We start from the raw sequence: 18,287 nt of genomic DNA on the forward strand, positions 1-18,287 counted from the left end.
AATGGATACACGGCTGCTGGACCACTATGAAAACGAGCTGAATTACCTGCGCGACATGGGCAGCGAATTTGCTGCGGCCTATCCGAAAATTGCGGCGCGGCTTGGTATGGAGGGGGTTGAGGTTCTCGACCCCTATGTGGAACGGCTGCTGGAAGGGGTCGCGTTCCTGTCGGCCCGGGTGCAGCTGGAGCTGGAGCTGCAGTATCCCAATTTCACTTCGAACCTGCTTGAAATCATTTATCCGCATTACCTTGCGCCCACGCCGTCGATGATGATCGCAGCCTTTGAACCGGATACCAGCAACTCTGCCGTCAAAAGCGGCTATGTCATGCCGCGCGGCTCGGTGCTGCGGTCGCGTCTGACCGAAGGGGAGCAGACCCCTTGCGAATTTCGCACCGCGGCAGAAATCACCATGTGGCCGATCGAGATCACTGAGGCCCAGTATATCGACGGTCGCGGGGATCTGGTGGCCGCCGGGGTTGCAACCGGCTTTGATGCCCGCGCCGGTATTCGCCTGCGGCTGAAACGCAACGATGGTGAGGCGCTGCGCGATCTTGGCATGGACCGGTTGCAGATCTACCTGTCCAGCGCAGCGGGCAACAGCTGGCCCTTGCTGGAACTTCTGTGCACCCAGGTGCAGGGGGTCGTCGCGCGGTCAACCAACCGCAGGGCCGATTGGCAGGCGCCTTTGGCTGATGGCGCCGTGGTGCAAAAGGGGTTTTCCCGCGAAGAGGCTTTGCTGCCGGTGCCCCGGCAATCCTACGACGGCTATCGCTTGCTCCAGGAATACTTTGCCATGCCCGAACGGTTCCGCTTTGTGGAACTTCAGGGGCTGGCGCCTGCATTGCAGCGTGCCGAAGGGGATGAGGTCGATGTCTACATCCTGCTGCGCGAAGGCATGCGCGGTATCGAGCCCATCGTCGTGCCCGAGGTTTTTCAACTAAATGCGGTTCCGGCGGTGAACTTGTTTGAAAAACGTTGCGACCGGGTCCGGATCACCCCGAACGACACAGAACATCAGGTGATCCCGAACCGGACTGCGGGGCTGGATTTTGAAATCTACGCCTTGCGCAGCGTTACCGGGATCAGCGGCGAAGGCGAAGATGACGTGGTCTTCCGCCCGTTCTATTCGGCCACTGATTTTACCGCTGCGGGGGAAACCCATCCCGCCTATTACACGATCAAACGCCGGATGCGGCAAAGGTCGGAAAAGGAGCGCCTGCGCGGGGTACGCTCGTCCTATCTGGGGTCAGAAGTCTACCTGACGCTGGTGGACCGCACGCAGGCGCCCTTCGGGCCGCATCTGGAACAGCTGGCGGTCAATGCGCTTTGCACCAACCGGGATCTTCCCTTGTTGCTGGCAACCGGGAACGATGACGTGTTTCACCTGCCGGAGGGCGGCCCGGTACGCAAGATTTCCTTGCCGGTCGCTCCGACGCGGCCGCATCCGACTCTGGCGCAGGGGGATACCGCCTGGCGGCTGATTTCCCATCTCAGCCTCAACTACGTGTCGATTGCCGACAGCGGCAAGGGGCAGGCGGCAGAGGCCCTGCGCGAGTTGGTGGGCCTTTATGCCCCATTGGGAAACCGGGTCACCGAAAAGCAATTGGAAGGGATCGTATCGGTGTCGAGCCGCCCCATCGTGCGGCGGATGAGTGACGAGATCCTGTCGACCGCCGTGCGCGGGCTCGAGATCACAATCGGATTTGACGAAAGCTTTTTTGAAGGCAGCAACATCTATGCGCTGGGGGCCGTGCTGGAGCGGTTCTTTCGCGGATATGCCACCATCAATTCGTTCACGGAAACGGTTCTTCGAACCGAGAAACGCGGAGACATTGCCAGATGGCGACCGGAAAAGGGCCTCGGCCGGATGATCTGAGTCTATATGGCCGGCTGGCCGCGTCGCCTGAAGAGCATCACGTTTTTCAGGCCCTGCGGCTGCTGGAGGCGCATTTTGCCGAGGCCCCGCGCCTCGGCGAAAGCCGTCGTCCGCGCGAGGACCGTCTGCGGCTGGGGCAGGAGGCCGAGCTGGCCTTTCCACCCTCCACCATTGCGGGCTTCACCCCGCCAGAGGGCGACCGGCCTGCGCGCCTGACCAACCGGTTCTTTGGTCTGTTCGGCCCGCAGGGTCCGCTGCCGCTGCACCTGACGGAATATGCCCGGGATCGCAAACGGAACCACCGCGACCCGACCATGGTGGCCTTTGCCGATATGCTGACTCACCGGATGCTGAGCCTGCTGTACCGGGCCTGGACACAGGGGCAGCCGGCCGTCAGCTTTGACCGCGCCGATGATCCGATGGCCAAACGCATCGCTGCCTTTACCGGCTACAGCGGCAAGGGCTTGCCGGATCGCGATGCAATGCCCGATTTGGCGAAGCTGCATTTTTCAGGGCACCTCTCGCAAGGCGCAAAGCATCCCGAAGGGCTGGTCTCGATCCTGTCCGCCTTCCTGGAGGTGCCTGTCCATCTGGAAGAATACGTCGGCAGCTGGCTGCAGCTGGAACCGGATGACCGCTGGCAACTGGGATCCGGGGCGTTGGGACGCAGCACCAGCCTGGGTGACAAGGTCTGGAGCAGGACCGCCAAGTTTCGCCTGCGGATCGGCCCGCTCAGCCTTGCGGATTACAATCGGCTGCTGCCGGGGGGCAGGGCACTTTCGCGGCTGCGGTCCATCGTGCGGTCCTACGTCGGGGATGTGCTGGACTGGGATGTGAATCTTGTGCTGGCCGGAGACGAGGTGCCGCGCGCCAGTCTCGGCGACAGCACCCGGCTGGGCCATACCAGCTGGATCCGCTCGCGGCCCGATCCGGACAAGGACCAGCCCGATGCGGGTGATCTGTATCTGTATCCCGGTGTCGCCGCCGGGTCCCAAGAACGAGTAGAGGGAGTGATGTGAAATGACCGAGATCAGCCGTGTGGCCTTGTTCGGCAAGCTCAACAAACTGGGGTATCAGGCCGTCGAAGGCGCAACCGTATTCTGCAAGATGCGGGGCAATCCCTATGTGGAGCTGGTCCACTGGATGCATCAGCTTCTGGCGCTACAGGACAGCGATCTGCACCGCATTATCCAGCACTATGACCTGGACACCGGCAAGATCGCGACGGAACTGACGCGGGCGCTGGATATGCTGCCGCGCGGGGCCTCGGCGATTTCGGATCTGAGCGATCATTTGATGGATGCAATGGAACGCGGCTGGGTCTGGGGCTCGCTGCTCTATTCAGACTCCAAGGTGCGCAGCGGTTATCTGCTGCTGGGGATGCTGAAAACACCCGCCTTGCGCAATATCCTGGCGTCGATGTCGCCCGAGCTGGCCAAGATCGGCGCCGATGATCTAGCCGACAATTTTGCCGAAGCCACGGAAGGATCGCCCGAGGATCGCCTTGGCGCGCAGGATGGCAGCGACGTGGGCGGCGGTGCCGAGCCGGGCGAAGCCTCGAACGCGATGGCCCCCGGCGCCATGGGCAAGGGCGAGGCGCTGGAGCAATTCTGCACCGACCTGACCGAACAGGCCCGCAATGGGGAAATCGATCCGATCGTCGGCCGGGACGAGGAAATCCGCCAGATCGTCGATATCCTGATGCGGCGGCGCCAGAACAACCCGATCCTGACCGGGGAGGCAGGCGTCGGGAAAACCGCGGTGGTCGAAGGTTTCGCGCTGCGCATCGCCCGCGGTGATGTTCCGCCCGCCTTGCAGGATGTGCGGCTGCTGGTGCTTGATGTGGGTCTGCTACAGGCCGGCGCCAGCATGAAGGGCGAATTTGAAAACCGTCTGCGGCAGGTGATTGACGAGGTGCAGGCGAGCCCCACGCCCATCGTGATGTTCGTGGATGAAACCCACACCTTGGTCGGGGCAGGGGGCGCGGCGGGCACCGGCGATGCGGCCAACCTGCTGAAACCCGCCCTGGCGCGCGGCACCCTGCGCACCATCGGCGCAACCACATGGGCGGAATACAAGAAGTACATCGAAAAGGACCCCGCGCTGACCCGCCGTTTCCAGGTGGTGAAGGTGGATGAGCCGGACATTCCCAAGGCGATCCTGATGATGCGCGGCATCGCCTCGATGCTTGAGAAACACCACCGCGTGCAGGTTCTGGATGAAGGGATCGAAGCGGCGGTCACCCTGTCGGCGCGTTATATCCCGGCGCGGCAATTGCCGGACAAATCCGTTAGCCTGCTGGATACGGCCTGCGCCCGTGTGGCGGTCAGTCAGCATGCCGTCCCGGCTGAGGTGGACGACAGCCAGCGCCGGATCGAGGCGCTGACCACCGAGCTGGAGATCATCGGTCGCGACGAAACCGCCGGCTATGACGTTGCCGCGCGGCGCGAGGCCGTGGCCGCTGCAAAGGCCGCCGAGGAAGAGCGCCTGGCGGAACTCAAAGGCCAGTGGGACCGGGAAAAAGCCGTGGTTGAGGCGATCCTTGAGCTGCGCGCCAAGCTGCGCGAGGGCGCCGCGCCGGTGGATGCGCCTGCCGAAGAAGTTGAAGAAGCCGGTGACAGCCCGCTGGATGAGGAAACCCGCGCCACCCTGATGCAGGAGCTGAAGGAGAAGAACGCGGAACTGGAAGAGCTGCAGGGTGACCGCCCCCTGATCCTGCCCATCGTCGATCATCAGGCGGTGGCCTCGGTCGTGGGGGACTGGACCGGCATCCCGGTGGGTCGCATGGTCAAGGATGAAATCGCCACCATCCTGTCGCTCGAAGAGCATCTGGCCAAGCGGGTGATCGGACAGGACCACGCGATGCAGATGATTGCCAAGCGCATCCAGACCAGCCGCGCCGGCCTCGACAACCCGAACAAACCCATCGGTGTCTTCCTGCTGGCCGGGACCAGCGGTGTGGGTAAGACGGAAACGGCGCTTGCGCTGGCCGAGGTCCTTTATGGTGGTGAGCAGAATGTCATCACCATCAACATGTCCGAATATCAGGAGGCCCATTCGGTCAGCTCGCTGAAAGGCGCGCCTCCGGGCTATGTCGGCTATGGTGAGGGCGGCGTTCTGACCGAGGCGGTGCGTCGCAAGCCCTATTCGGTGGTGCTGCTGGATGAGGTCGAAAAGGCCCACCCGGACGTGCACGAGATCTTCTTTCAGGTCTTTGACAAGGGCGTGATGGAGGACGGCGAAGGCCGCGTGATCGATTTCAAGAACACGCTGATCCTGCTGACCTCGAACGCGGGTAGCGATCTGATCATGGATATGTGCGCGGACCCGGATCTGATGCCGGAACCCGAAGGCATCGCCAAGGCGCTGCGTGATCCGCTCCTGAAGATCTTTCCGGCGGCGCTTCTGGGGCGTCTGGTGACGATCCCCTATTATCCGCTCAGCCCCGACATGATCGCAGAGATTACCCGGCTGCAGCTGGGTCGGATCAAGAAACGTGTCGAGGAAGCGCATAGCGTGCCGTTCTCTTATTCGGATGCGGTCGTCGACAAGATCGTCGAGCGTTGTCAGGAGCTGGAAAGCGGTGGCCGGATGATCGACGCCATCGTCACCAACAGCATGCTGCCGGACATCTCGAACGAATTCCTGCGCCGCCTGATGGAGGGCCGGGAGGTGAGCAAGGTTGAGATCGACATCGCGGATGACGCCTTCTCATACGCATTCGAATAGGGGCGCAAAGCGCGCCGGGTGAACCGGCACAAGTAGTCAGTAGGAAACAGCGGTCGACGGGGCTGCAATTTAATCAGTGAGGATCTTGAGATGGCAAAGACGACAGTAACAAAGGCAACGCTGCCAATCATCGATATCGTGCGCAGCAAACCAAAGCTGATCTATCTGGAAATCCCCAAATACCGCGCGGACGTGGTGATCGAGGTCACAACCACCGGCAAGCTGTCGAAGCCCAAAGAGGTGCCCAGCACGGCGATGAACCGTCTGAAAGCGGCCGCCGAGGCGGTGATGCTGGATTACGAGAAGATCATCAAGGAAGAGGCGGTCCGGCTCGACAAGAAGATCGGCGAGCTGATGCAGGAGCCGACCAAAAAGAACGTGGCAGCGGCGCAGCAGATGATCGCTGACTCCAACATGAGCATCAAGAACGCCTTGGCCTCGGCCGAACCGGCAGCCCAGAAGGCGGTTGAAAAGACGCTGAAAGCCGAGGCGCAGAAAGACAAGTTGTTAAAAGAGGCGCGGGTCAAAACCACGGTCAAATGCAGCCTTGGTGTGATCAAGATCGGCGCCTCTGTGGCGAAACTGATTGCCACGTCGGGGGCCGAGATCACCTCCTACAAAACCATCGTGGTCGAGGTGGCCAAACTGGGTCTTGAGATCAATCAGCAGCTGAAGAACGAAGCCAAGCTGCGCAAGGACCTGCAAAAGGGACTCGCTGCCTTTCTGAAACTGCGGGAAACCTCGGTGCAGCAGGCAATCGACCGGCAGGGACTTGGCGATATCGCGGGCAATCTCGATTATTCCAAACCGATGGCCGCGATCAAGGGAGCGCTGAAATCCGCAAAAGATGCCGGAGAGGAAGTCACCCAGGGGCGTGATCTGAAATCCATCGCCGCAAAGATCATGGATTTCTCGGTGAAGAAGATCAAAAGCAACCTTGCCGATGTGGAAAAGGCCCGCGTGGCCTATCGTGAACACACCACCAAGACCCGCCACCGCGCTGACAAACTGGGAGCCAGCGCCGACAAGCTGATGAAGGCGATGAGGTCCAACAGGACCCTGAAGGAAGGGGTCAAGATCGGCGCGAAATGTATGGATCTGAAACGGGCTGGCTCTGCCTTGAACAAGAAGCTGGCCGAGCGCGAAGCGTTTCTCGTTGAAATTCAGGAGGTGATGAAGGGCAACGGTCTGGAGATCGACGACCGTACCACCATTCAGAAGATCAAGGAGCTGGAGAAGCTGACCATCCTGGAAGAAGGCAAGGGCGTCCTCGATGCGATCAAGGACATCAAGGGCCTGGTCGATAATGTGGTGGAAGCGGCGGCCTGACGCCTGCCAAAGAGCGAGAGGAGAAGAGACGTTGAGTACCGCAGACCACGAAGAGAGTTTGACGCTGCGCGCCCGCGCCCGCATTTTTGTGGAACGCCCTGCGGTGACCAACGGTATCCTGGGTGTCATCATCTTCAACGCGGTGACGCTGGGGCTCAGCACCTCACAATCGGTCGATGCCCAGATTGGCGGTTTGCTGGATGGGATCGACCGGCTTGTGCTTGGGATCTTTGTTGCTGAACTGGCGCTGAAACTCTTCGCCTATGGGTTCCGGTTCTTCGCCTCGGCCTGGAATATCTTTGACCTGCTGGTCGTCAGCGTCGGTCTTTTGCCGGACAAACAAGGGCTGTCGGCCCTGCGCGGGTTGCGGGTGATCCGGGCGCTGCGCCTGCTCTCGGTCATTCCGCAGATGCGCGCGGTGGTGCAGGCGCTTCTGGATGCCTTGCCGGGCATGGGCGCGGTGATCGTCATGATCTCGATCGTCTTCTACGTCTTTGGGGTGATGGCAACGCTGATGTATGGCGCGGCTTTCCCGGAATGGTTCGGCACGCTGGGGCGGTCGCTCTATTCCCTCTTCCAGATCATGACATTGGAAAGCTGGTCGATGGGGATCGTGCGTCCGGTGATGGAGGTTTTCCCCTTTGCCTGGTCGTTCTTCGTGCCCTTTATCGTCATCACCGCCTTTTCGGTGCTGAACCTGTTCATCGGTCTTCTGGTCAATACCATGCAGTCCGCGGTGGAGGCTGAGGCGGAAGCCGAATTCGAACAGCTGCGCGATCTGGTGCGCCGGGAGACTGATGTGATCGACGAACATGTTCTGGAGATGCATCAGGAGATCAAAGTGCTGCGCAATGAACTGGCGGCGCTGAAAGGGGGCGGGGATGGCTGACAGCTCACAAAAGTTCATTGCCCGCAATCGCGCGCCCCGGGTTCAGATCGAATATGATGTGGAGCTTTACGGCACGGAGAAGAAGGTTCAGCTGCCCTTTGTCATGGGGGTGATGGCGGATCTGACGGGCAAATCGAAGGTGCCGTCGGTGGCGGACCGGACATTCCTGGAGATCGATGTCGACAATTTCGACGCGCGGATGAAGGCGCTGGCGCCCCGCGCCGCCTTTTCGGTGCCCAACACGCTGACCGGCGAGGGCAATCTGTCGGTCGATCTGACTTTCGAAAGCATGAAGGATTTTTCACCCGGCGCGATTGCCGCCAAGGTGGACGCGCTGCGCCCGCTGCTGGAGGCGCGCAGCCAGCTGCAAAACCTGATGGCCTATATGGATGGCAAATCCGGGGCCGAGGCGCTGATCGAAAAGATCCTGCATACGCCCAGCTTGCTGGCGGCAGTGTCGGCCTCCGAACCCTCCGCCGACACAGAGACGGCCCTTGAATCCTTGCGTGGCATAGATTTGCCCGAGGAAGCCGCGGATGAAAGCAGCAATATTCTGTCGGATCTGGCGGGCCAGGCCCCGGTAGAGGAAAAAACAGAGGACGGGTCCGAGGGTGTTCTGGACAGTCTGCGCGGGCAGGCGCCTGAGGAAAAGGACGAGGCGGATGCGACCGCCGGTATCCTTGAGGGTCTTGCGACGGGTGAACCGGCGGCAGAACCTGCAGAGGACGAGACGGCGGATGTCCTGAAGGATCTGGCGGGGTCAGAACCATCTCAGGACCCGGGGGCTGACACGGTGACCGATGTCCTGGCCGGGATCGCAAGCACTGCACCTGCCGCTGAGGATGCCGGGCCTGACATCGATGATGTTCTCGGAGGTATTGAGGCGACGGACACGGCAACGCCGCCTGAAAAGGACGACGCGGCGCAGGTGTTGCAGGGCCTTTCGCAGTCCCCGGTAGAAGAGGAAGAGACGCAGGACGATCTGTCCGCCGCGCTCGACAGTCTGCCCGAAACCGAAGACAGCGACACGCCGGATGAGGCTCTGGCCGCGCTGGACAGCCTGACGGCCATCGAGCCAGAGGACACTGCTGAGGACGATGTCGGCGATATCCTTGGCGGCCTGGCTTCGGCGGAAGAGACGGATCCTGACAGCGACGAAGAGGAGGCACTGAAAGCCCTCGATACCCTGACCACCGCCGCGCCACCGCCGGAGCAGGAGGAAACAGAAGACACGCTGGCAGATATCCTCGGGAGCGTGCCGGAGGATACCAGCGACGCGGAGGAGGAGACGGCGCAGGCAGAAGCTCTCAGCAGTCTTGCCTCAATCGAGGTTTCAGACAGAGGAGCGCCTGAGGACGATGTCGCGGCGCTGCTGGAAGGGCTAGCGGAGCCGGAAACCGACGCGGTAGAGGAAGCCGATACAACGGAAGACGCGCTGCAGTCTCTGGCGGAAGTCGAGACAGGGCAAGGCGAGGAAGACGACCCCGATCTCGATGACATTCTAGGCGACATTTCCGAAGAGGAGCCGACCGGCGGCGACGACACGGACGAAGGGGGAGCGGATGATATCCTTTCGGATCTCGGCCTGAGCGATAGCCCCGATGACGAAGAGGCAGAAGGCGAAGACACTGCGCAAGTGGTAGCCCTTAGCAGCCTTGCGTCAGTTGAAGTTTCAGAAACCGAAGCGCCGGAAGATGGTGTTGCGGCGCTGTTGGAAGGGCTAGCCGAGCCGGAAACCGAAGCGGCAGAGGCAAGTGATACAGCGGAGGACGCGCTGAATTCTCTGGCGGAAGTCGAGACAGGGGATAGCGAGCAAGCTGATCCCGACCTTGATGACATTCTGGGTGGTATCTCTGAAGAGGATCGGGTCGGCGACGACGACGCGGACGAAGGGGATGCGGATGACATCCTGTCCGATCTGGGTCTGAGCGACGAGGCAGAGGAGACAGCGGCCGAGGACAGTGATCTGGACGATCTTCTCGGTGATTTGACTGCAGATGAAGAGCCTGAAGGGCAGGCAGATCAGATGCAGGAGGAGGACGACCTCGCAGCCCTCTTGCAGGATGCGACCGAGGTCCAAGAGCCGGATGACGCTCCGGACGATGACCTTGCCGCTTTGCTGGCGGACGATGAGGAGGAGGTGTCCGAGGCAGAGCCGAGTGATGCGGATTTCGATCTGGATGCTCTGCTCGCGGATGAGACTTCGGACGACTCTGATGAAGCCGAAGAGGCGGCAGAGGAAGCGGCGGGCGATGATCTGGATGATTTGTTGTCCGGGTTCGAAGAAGACGCCAGCGACGATGCAGATGAGGATGATCTGGACAGCCTGCTCGCAGGCTTGGGTGACGAAGCTTCCGAGGAAAAAGAGCCTGATGAAATCACAGATGAAGCTGAGGATAGCGATGACCTCGACGCTCTTCTGACGGATCTGGATGATCCGGGTGATGATCTGGATGCCCTGTTGGCGGGTGAGGAAACTGCGGATACGGCCGACGATGATGATCTTGACGATCTGTTGGCTGGGCTTGCCAGCGAGGATGAGGACGCAGGCGGCGACGATCTGGATGATCTTCTGGGGGATCTCACGGCAGATGAGACAGCCAAAGAAGAGGTGGCCCCTCCGGCAGCGGCGGAAGCCGAGGCTGACAAGGACCCGGAATTCGCATTTGGAACCCTCTCCGCAGACCGTCCTGAGCCGCAGAAATTGGTGAGAAAACGCTTCCGCTTGGCGCTGTTCGGGGATTTTTCGGGCCGGGCGGCGCGCGGTATTGTCGAAACCGGCGATGCCCTGGCTGCGCGTAAAGCGGTTCTCTTGGATCCCGATACGGTCGAGGATGTGATCGAAAGCTTTGCCACCGAACTGGTGCTGCCCATCGGCAAGGATGGCGCAGGCATCGCGGTCAAGCTGGGCACGCTGGACGATCTGCACCCGGATGAGCTGTTTGAAAATGTTGCGCTGTTTTCTGAACTCGTGGGGCTGCGCAAACAGTTGCAAAGCGGCGCCACGGCGGATCATGCGGTGACGACGTTGCGCGCCTGGGCGGAGAAACACGGCACCCGCGCCCATGCGCCGAAAACCCGCTCGGCAGGCAGTTCGGTGCCCGCGGACCGGCGGCTCAGCGCCTTCCAGCAGCTGATCGGCGATACCGGCAATGCGCTGCGGCAAGCCTCTCCGGTCGAGGAGATGCTGGCCCGTATCGTTGGCCCGCATATTCGCGCGCTGCCAGATCCGGGCGTGGCGGCGATGCAGGTGGCGGTGGACGAAGCGCTGTCTGATGCGATGCGGCTGGTGCTGCATCATCCGGAATTCCAATCAGTTGAAGCGCAGTGGCGCGCGCTGGATCTGATCGCGCGCTCGGTCGAGGTCGACGACAGTCTTGAGGTCATGCTGTATGACGTTTCGGCCGAGGAACTGGCCGCGGATCTGGCCGCCGCCGATGATCTGACCCAAAGCGGTTTTGCCCGCCTGCTGACCGAGGAGCCGCTGGACGAGGAAAACGGGCGTGGCGGCTATTCGGCGCTGATTGGTCTCTATGGCTTCGAGGAAACCCCGCCGCATGCGGAGCTTCTTGGCCGGATCGCGCGGGTGGCTGCGCATGTGGATGCGCCCTTCTTTGCTGCTATGTCGCCCGCCTTCCTGGCGGTCCCGAAAAAGGAACGCCCGAAACTGGTGGCCGAGGCCTGGGACACCCTGCAGGGTATGTCCGAAGCGGGGCATTTGGGACTGGTCAGCCCCCGGTTCCTGCTGCGCCGCCCTTATGGCGCCAAAAGCGATCCGATCTACGAGTTCGATTTTGAGGAGTTTACCGAGGCCGAGGGGCTGCGCGGGATGCTCTGGGCTAATCCGGTGGTTCTGGTGGTCATCCTGCTGGCGCGCTCCTTCAAGGCCAATGGTGCGGCGATGCAGCTGGGCAGCATCATGAGCCTTGGCGGCATGCCCTATCATTATGTGAATGACCGGTTTGGCGATCAGGTGGCGCTGCCCTGTACCGAACGCAACATCGATCTGGACAAGATCGCCATGGCCAATGAGCGTGGCTTCATGGCGATTGCGGCGGTCAAGGGACGGGACGAGTTGCGTCTGACCTCCTTCCAGTCGGTGAAAGGCGGGGAAATCCTGGGCCCCTGGACTGGCGTGCCCGCGCCAGAACCCTCGCCGCCCGATCCGCGCAAGGCTGCATCTGCCGCAGGCGGCGAGGACACCGTTCCCGGTTCAGATGGTGGCGATGATGACGATCTAAACCTTGATGATCTGGGGCTCGACGACCTTGATCTTGATACGGGTGGCGACGACGGCGGCGATCTCGATGATTTGCTGGCGTCTTTTGAAGATATTGATGAGGACAGCGGCGACGACGATGGCATGGATGCCGATCTTGCCGCGCTATTGGATGATTTATGATGTTTCGGATGGACATAAGGCGGGCTGGCTCCGCTCTGGCTTCCATTCGTGAAAGGAGCCGCCATGGTTGAGAGCAAAGCCCATGAAAGCGATATGGTGTGGATGTCGGGCAGCTACAGCGCCCGGGACCTGCACCTGAAACGGGCCATCGTGCGCGAAGGGTTGAGCAAGCTGACCGAAACCACGGTCGCGTTTCAGTCCAAGAACAAGGCGGTCAAACTGGAAGAGATCGTTGGCCAGACCCTGAACTTGCATGTGACAACGGCAGATGGAAGCGACCAGAAGTTTTCCGGCCTGTGCATCTCGGTTGAAAACATGGGGTTCCGGGATGGCTATGGTCACTATGTGGCTGAGGTCCGGCCCTGGTTCTGGTTGTTGACGCGCACCTCTGACAGCCGGGTGTTCCAGAACCTGTCGGCGGTCGACATCATCAAGCAGATCTTTAGCGAATATGGTTTCAGCGATTTTCGCGACCGGCTCAGCGATTCATACGAAAAGCGGGAATACTGCCTGCAATACCGGGAAACGGACTACGCCTTTCTGTGCCGCCTGATGGAAGAGGAAGGCATTTATTTCTACTTTGACAGCAATAAGGACAAGAATTCTGCCGAAAGCCTTGTGTTGTGTGACGGGATCAGCGGGCATTCCCCGATCAACGGCTCATCGACCATCGAATTCCATGCCCGCGATGATCGCGATCGCCGCCGCGAGGATCACATTGCCGAATGGACGCGCGAGGAAACGCTGACCCGTGGCAAGGTGACGCTGAATGATTTCGATTTCACCTCACCCATGGCGGATCTCAAGGTCAATAACTCGATCACCCGCGGCAATCACAGCCACAAGGATTACGAGGTCTACGACTATCAGGGCCATCACCGCAAAGACACCGGCCTAGGCGGAAAACTGGCCCGGGTACGGATGGAAGCCGAAGCGATAGCTCATAAACGCTGGCGCGGTGCCTCCAGCGTGCGCACCCTTGGCACTGGTGGAACCTTTACTCTGAAAAACCACCCGGACAGTGACGCCAATGGCGAATATCTGGTGGTGGATACGATCCACTATCTGCAGGTGGCAGGGGATTACAACGAAAGGGAAGACCGCAAGAGCGACGCTGCCAAAGAGGGCGAGATGCGGCGGGACGTGAAACCCCGCAACATAGATTTCCCCGAAGAGGTCGCAGGCGACGCCTATGCTTCGACCTTTTCTGCGATCGAAAAGCAGGAACAGTTCCGCGCCCCGCTGGTGACGCCCTGGCCCGAGGTGCCGGGCCTTCAGACCGCGACGGTTGTCGGGCAAAGCGGCGAGGAAATCTGGACCGATGAATATGGCCGCATCAAGGTTCAGTTTCACTGGGACAGGGAGGGCAAGAAGAACGAAACCGCCTGTTGTTTCGTGCGCGTCGTCACGCCCTGGTCTGGTAAGAACTGGGGCATGGTGGCAGTGCCGCGTATCGGTCAGGAGGTGGTGATCCAGTTTGAGGACGGCAATCCGGACCGCCCGATCTGCACCGGAATGCTCTATAATTCCGACACAATGCCCCCCTACAAATATCCCGACGATCAGACGCAGCTGGGGATCAAGACCAACTCGTCCAAGGGCGGCGGCGGCTATAACGAGCTGATGTTCGAGGACAAAGCCGGCGAGGAGCTGATGCGTGTTCAGGCGCAGAAGGATCACCAGATGCTGGTCAAGGATCGCTCAGCGGTGACGGTGGGGCTGGATGCGCCTGATCCGGATGCGCCGGGCACGGACGAGAAAAGTTTTGCGATGACCATCAAGCAGAACATGACAGAAACCGTGAAATCTGGGGATCGCACGGAACTGGTGGAGACGGGTGACAAGTCTGAAACCATCCAGAAGGGCAACATGACCCTTGATGTGGACACCGGTAACCTGACCGAAACGATTGCCAAGGGCAATCACTCCGAAACGGTCTCGCTTGGTAATCTGACCGTGGATGTGACGGCCGGGAAGATCGAGATGTCGGCGGGACAGGAAATCCTGCTCAAGGTGGGGGGATCCTCGGTCAAGATCGACAATTCGGGTGTCACCATCAAGGGCCCGATGATCAAGATCGAAGGCTCCGGCATGGTCGAGGCGAAGGCGCCGATGACCACGGTCAAAGGCGACGCAATGCTGACCCTCAAGGGCGGCCTGACGCTGATCAACTAGGTGGGAACGATGTCGGAAAACTATGATGATCTGAAAAAGCTTCCCGCCGATCCGGTCGCCAAGCTGCTGTCGCGGGCGAATGTTCTGCTGAAGACCCCGTTACAGTCTCCGCCGACCGCAACGGCCCCGGCGGTGCTGAAAGAACTGGCGGACAAGGGCGCTTTGGTGGACCTGTTGCGTCTTCTTGCCGTGCTTTTGCCGCCACGGGAGCGGGTCTGGTGGGCCTGCCTTGCCGCGCGTGATTATATCGGGCCACGCTCGCCCAAGGATCCGCCGTCACTGACCACCTCCGAAGCCTGGGTTTTGGACCCGAGCGAGGAAAACCGCGATGCGGCGCGCATCACGCTGGACCATGCCTATGTGGATGATGACACGGTCAATTGTGCACTGGCGGTGCTTTATGCCGATGGCACCCTGGGGCCGGGCGATCTGCGCCAGTATCCCGCGCCGGCCGGGGCCTCCGAGGCGGCTGCTTTTGCCATGAATATGGTAGCGTTGGGCCAATTGTCTGATAGGTTTGAAGAACATGGCCGTGTGTTGGTCGCCCGAGCGCTGGATATTGCGCGCGGCGGCAATGGTCAGGGGGCTGCCACGTCGGCGGCCTCTGAAGAAGTGTAACGAGGAGGTGGTTTGACATGGGAATGCCCCAGGCCCGCGTGACCGATCTGCATGCTTGCATGCTGCCATCGACGCCGCCGCCACCGGTGCTGCCGGTGCCGACACCGATTCTGCCGCCCTGCGCCGTGACCGTTCTGGTCGGCGGCCTGCCTGCTGCCCGGATGAGCGACATGTGCACGGCCGCCCCACCGCATCCGATCATCAAGGGATCGGCGACGGTATTGATCAACAATCTGCCCGCCGCCCGCATTCTGGATAACGCGGCCTGTGGTGGCATGATCACCATGGGGCAGCTGACAGTGATTGTAGGAGGATAATCGCGACTATGGCGGTGACGCTCAAATTTCAGAGCTCGGGAACGATGCCTGGCGATGCGGCGCCGGTGCCGATGCGGGGGGCCAGCCTGACCGTCGGGCGCGGCGCCAGCAATGATATGGTGCTGCCGGACCCCGATCAGATGCTGTCGCGCCATCACTGCGTGATCGAGGATCACAACGGCTCGGTCGTGATCGTCGATCTCAGCTCCAACGGCACCTTTCTCAACTACTCGAAAATCCCGCTTGGCCGCACACCGACGCCGCTCAACAACGGTGATGTGATCTGTATCGGGAATTACGAATTGGTCATCGAAATCCGGGATGATCTGGCCGAACCGGATGCGGGCATTGCAGCGCCACTGGAGGCGGCACCGATGTCACCCGGGGTGGCCGAGAACGCGCCGGACCCGCTGGCGCTGCTGGACGATGCCGGTCCGGGGCGTGATTTTCTGGATGATCTTCTGGGCGGGTCGGAGCCGACCGGCCCCTCGCAGCTGAACCCGGTAGATCCCATCGACGAATTGCTGCCGCCGATGGGCGAAGACGAAGATCCGTTTTTCCAGAAGGCCAGCGATGGCCGCGAAGGGGAGGGTGCCAGCCTGCCCAGCCATGCCCCCTCGGCGCAGGACAGTTTTGCATCGCCCAGCACGTCATCTTCGGCGCTCATCCCGGATGATTGGGATGATGATTTCCTTTCGGGGATCGAGGGATCTTCCGAGGCGCCGACCCCGCCCGCGGATCCAGCAGTGGCTGCGCCGCCTCCACCCCCCGCGGATATGTCGCCAGCCGCCCCCCCTGCAGAGGACCAGCAGCCAGATCCTGCACCAGCGCCACCGCCGCAACACACCGCGCCGGAGCCAATAGCCCCGCAACCGGCTGACGCGCCGCCGACTGATCAGACAGCGGCGGCCGCGGCATCGGATGCATCTGGCGATCAGATCACGGCGGCCTTCCTTGAAGGGCTCGGCGCCGAAGAGGCGGCCTTGAAAGGCGAAGATCCGGCGACGGCCATGCGCAGGATGGGCCGGGTCATGCACACCCTCATCGCGGGCCTGCGCGAAATCCTGATGACTCGGACCTCGATCAAATCCGAGTTCCGGATCGAACAGACGATGATTTCCGCAGGCGGCAACAACCCGTTGAAATTCTCGATCACGCCGGAACAGGCGATTGAGACCATGCTCCGCCCCGCGACCAAGGGCTACCTGTCGCCGGAAACCGCTGCCGAAGAAGCGTTGGAGGATATCAAGGCGCATGAGGTCGCCATGGTCACCGGCATGGAGGCCGCGCTCAAAGGGGTGCTGGGCCGTCTGGATCCCAAGGCGCTGGAGGCGCAGATCGAGGACAAGGGCGGCCTTGGCGGGATCTTGCGCGGCAAGAAGGCACGCTATTGGGATGTTTACGAACAACTATACGCCGAGATTTCAGATCAGGCGGAAAACGATTTTCACGACCTGTTCAGCCGCGAATTTGCGCGGGCCTACAAGGCTCAGCTGGATCGGTTGAAAGACTGACCCGCGCCCTGCGCGTGGTCCAATTAAAAGGAGAACCCAGTGTCCTGGGACAGTAAAGTGCTTTGGACCGAGGGGCTGTTTCTGCAGCCTCATCATTTCCAGCAGGCCGACCGCTATACCGAGGCGCTTGTCGGCGGGCTGGCGCGGCGTCTTGGCCCCTATACCTGGGGGGTGAACGGGCTTGAGATCGACCACGAGGCGTTGAAAATCGGCCAGTTTGCACTGAAGTCCTGCGAGGGGCTGACCCATGATGGCACGGTGTTCCGGGTGCCTATGGCCGATCCGCATCCGCCCGCGATGGAGGTGCCGTCGACGGTCAAGGACTGCGTCGTCTACCTGACCGTACCGCAACGCCGTCAGGGCGCTGCCGAGGTGGATCTGTCCGGCGCCGAACGGTCAGCCAGCCGGTTGCGTCCCGACACGCAGGAGGTGACCGATGTCACCAGCGCCGAGCGTAAACCGGTGCCTTTGGATGTGGGCAAGATGCGGCTGCAATTCGCGCTTGAGGTCGATGATCTGGCTGACCTGCTGGCCATCCCTGTGGCCCGGATCATCGAAGTGCGCCCTGATCAGGAAATCGTGCTGGATCAGGCCTTCATTCCCTCCTGTCTGGATGTGCGTGCGGCTCCGGCGCTTTCGGGGTTTTTGCGGGAACTCGAAGGGCTTCTCGCGCATCGCATGGAGGCCCTGGCCGGACGTCTGGCCGAAGCCGGCGGCGCCCGTGGCGTGGCAGATGTGTCCGACTTCTTGCTGCTGACGGTGGTGAACCGCACGCTGCCGATGGTGCGCCATCTGCGGCAGATCGAAAACCTGCACCCCGAACGCCTGTTCATGCTGCTGACCGGGCTGGCCGGTGAGTTGTCGGTTTTCATGTCTACGGAAAAACAGGCGCCCGAATTCCCCGCCTATACCCATGATAATCTTATGGGCTGTTTCGCACCGGTGATCCGCACCCTGCGGCAGTACCTCAGCTCGGTGCTGGAACAGACCGCGATTTCAATCAAGCTGGAGCCGCGCAAATACGGTATTTCCGTCGGGGTCATCGCGGACCGCAAACTGCTGGGCAATGCCGGGTTTGTCCTGGCGGTCAGCGCCGAGATCCCGGCCGAGGATGTGCGTCGCCACTTTGCCGGTCAGGCCAAGATCGGCCCGGTCGAGGAAATCCGTCAGCTGGTGAACTCCGCGTTGCCGGGGATCACGCTGCGCCCCTTGCCGGTGGCGCCGCGGCAGATCCCCTACCATGCGGGTGTGGTATACTTCGAAATGGATGCCGACAGCCCCTATTGGCGCAAGATGACCACATCCGGTGGCATCGCCGTGCATGTGTCGGGGCAGTATCCCGGGCTCAAGATGGAGCTGTGGGCGATCAGAAACGGGTAGGGCGGTCCGGTACCGGATCGTCATGCGGCGCCCTCAGGGGGCTGCAGAATTGTAC

11 protein-coding genes and 1 pseudogene are annotated in these 18,287 nt (G+C 61.4%); all 12 read left to right on the forward strand.

The genetic code is table 11. The annotated features are described in order from the left end of the window. Position 1 precedes the first annotated feature (1 nt). Positions 2-1,879 (forward strand): type VI secretion system baseplate subunit TssF, encoded by a 1,878-nt coding sequence (gene tssF, locus AC5SSZ_RS16995; RefSeq protein ID WP_495438994.1) that lies wholly within the window; start codon positions 2-4, stop codon positions 1,877-1,879. Then, on the forward strand, positions 1,843-2,898 hold the full coding sequence (tssG, locus tag AC5SSZ_RS17000; RefSeq protein WP_495438996.1) for a type VI secretion system baseplate subunit TssG: 1,056 nt from the start codon (positions 1,843-1,845) through the stop codon (positions 2,896-2,898). Before tssF ends, tssG begins: the two co-directional genes overlap by 37 nt. Position 2,899: 1 nt before the next feature. Further along, positions 2,900-5,608 (forward strand): type VI secretion system ATPase TssH, encoded by a 2,709-nt coding sequence (gene tssH / locus AC5SSZ_RS17005; protein WP_495438998.1) that lies wholly within the window; start codon positions 2,900-2,902, stop codon positions 5,606-5,608. A 90-nt stretch (positions 5,609-5,698) separates the two neighbouring features. Further along, complete coding sequence (locus AC5SSZ_RS17010; protein ID WP_495439000.1) at positions 5,699-6,937, forward strand: hypothetical protein; 1,239 nt, start codon at positions 5,699-5,701, stop codon at positions 6,935-6,937. 31 nt (positions 6,938-6,968) lie between these two features. After that, complete coding sequence (locus AC5SSZ_RS17015; RefSeq protein ID WP_274830720.1) at positions 6,969-7,826, forward strand: ion transporter; 858 nt, start codon at positions 6,969-6,971, stop codon at positions 7,824-7,826. Next, a pseudogene (gene tssB / locus AC5SSZ_RS17020) lies at positions 7,819-8,313 on the forward strand (type VI secretion system contractile sheath small subunit); the annotation flags it as partial. The gene AC5SSZ_RS17015 and the pseudogene tssB, both read left to right, overlap by 8 nt. Positions 8,314-9,081: 768 nt before the next feature. Beyond that, positions 9,082-12,228 carry a type VI secretion system contractile sheath domain-containing protein gene (locus tag AC5SSZ_RS17025; RefSeq protein ID WP_495439030.1) on the forward strand — a complete coding sequence of 1,049 codons (3,147 nt, stop codon included), beginning with the start codon at positions 9,082-9,084 and terminating at the stop codon, positions 12,226-12,228. A 63-nt stretch (positions 12,229-12,291) separates the two neighbouring features. Further along, positions 12,292-14,403 carry a type VI secretion system Vgr family protein gene (locus AC5SSZ_RS17030; RefSeq protein WP_495439003.1) on the forward strand — a complete coding sequence of 704 codons (2,112 nt, stop codon included), beginning with the start codon at positions 12,292-12,294 and terminating at the stop codon, positions 14,401-14,403. 9 nt (positions 14,404-14,412) lie between these two features. Continuing rightward, positions 14,413-15,021: a DUF6931 family protein gene (locus AC5SSZ_RS17035; protein WP_274830718.1), complete on the forward strand. Its 609-nt coding sequence runs from the start codon at positions 14,413-14,415 to the stop codon at positions 15,019-15,021. Positions 15,022-15,038: 17 nt separating this feature from the next. After that, positions 15,039-15,338, forward strand: coding sequence for a PAAR domain-containing protein (locus tag AC5SSZ_RS17040; protein WP_495439006.1), 300 nt, complete (start codon positions 15,039-15,041; stop codon positions 15,336-15,338). 8 nt (positions 15,339-15,346) lie between these two features. Beyond that, entirely contained in the window at positions 15,347-16,852 is a 1,506-nt protein-coding gene (tagH, locus tag AC5SSZ_RS17045) for a type VI secretion system-associated FHA domain protein TagH (RefSeq protein WP_368999463.1), read from the forward strand. A 39-nt stretch (positions 16,853-16,891) separates the two neighbouring features. After that, positions 16,892-18,232: a type VI secretion system baseplate subunit TssK gene (tssK, locus tag AC5SSZ_RS17050; RefSeq protein ID WP_274866621.1), complete on the forward strand. Its 1,341-nt coding sequence runs from the start codon at positions 16,892-16,894 to the stop codon at positions 18,230-18,232. Positions 18,233-18,287 lie beyond the last annotated feature (55 nt).

The sequence above is a fragment of the Phaeobacter sp. CC-HEC084 genome, assembly GCF_059429255.1.

Bases quoted from the DNA above. Each gene is read 5' to 3' on its own strand.
- tssF (WP_495438994.1), top strand. From the start codon at position 2: ATGGATACACGGCTGCTGGACCACTATGAAAACGAGCTGAATTACCTG.
- tagH (WP_368999463.1), top strand. From the start codon at position 15,347: ATGGCGGTGACGCTCAAATTTCAGAGCTCGGGAACGATGCCTGGCGAT.
- AC5SSZ_RS17040 (WP_495439006.1), top strand. From the start codon at position 15,039: ATGGGAATGCCCCAGGCCCGCGTGACCGATCTGCATGCTTGCATGCTG.
- tssH (WP_495438998.1), top strand. From the start codon at position 2,900: ATGACCGAGATCAGCCGTGTGGCCTTGTTCGGCAAGCTCAACAAACTG.
- AC5SSZ_RS17030 (WP_495439003.1), top strand. From the start codon at position 12,292: ATGGTTGAGAGCAAAGCCCATGAAAGCGATATGGTGTGGATGTCGGGC.
- tssG (WP_495438996.1), top strand. From the start codon at position 1,843: ATGGCGACCGGAAAAGGGCCTCGGCCGGATGATCTGAGTCTATATGGC.
- AC5SSZ_RS17035 (WP_274830718.1), top strand. From the start codon at position 14,413: ATGTCGGAAAACTATGATGATCTGAAAAAGCTTCCCGCCGATCCGGTC.
- AC5SSZ_RS17010 (WP_495439000.1), top strand. From the start codon at position 5,699: ATGGCAAAGACGACAGTAACAAAGGCAACGCTGCCAATCATCGATATC.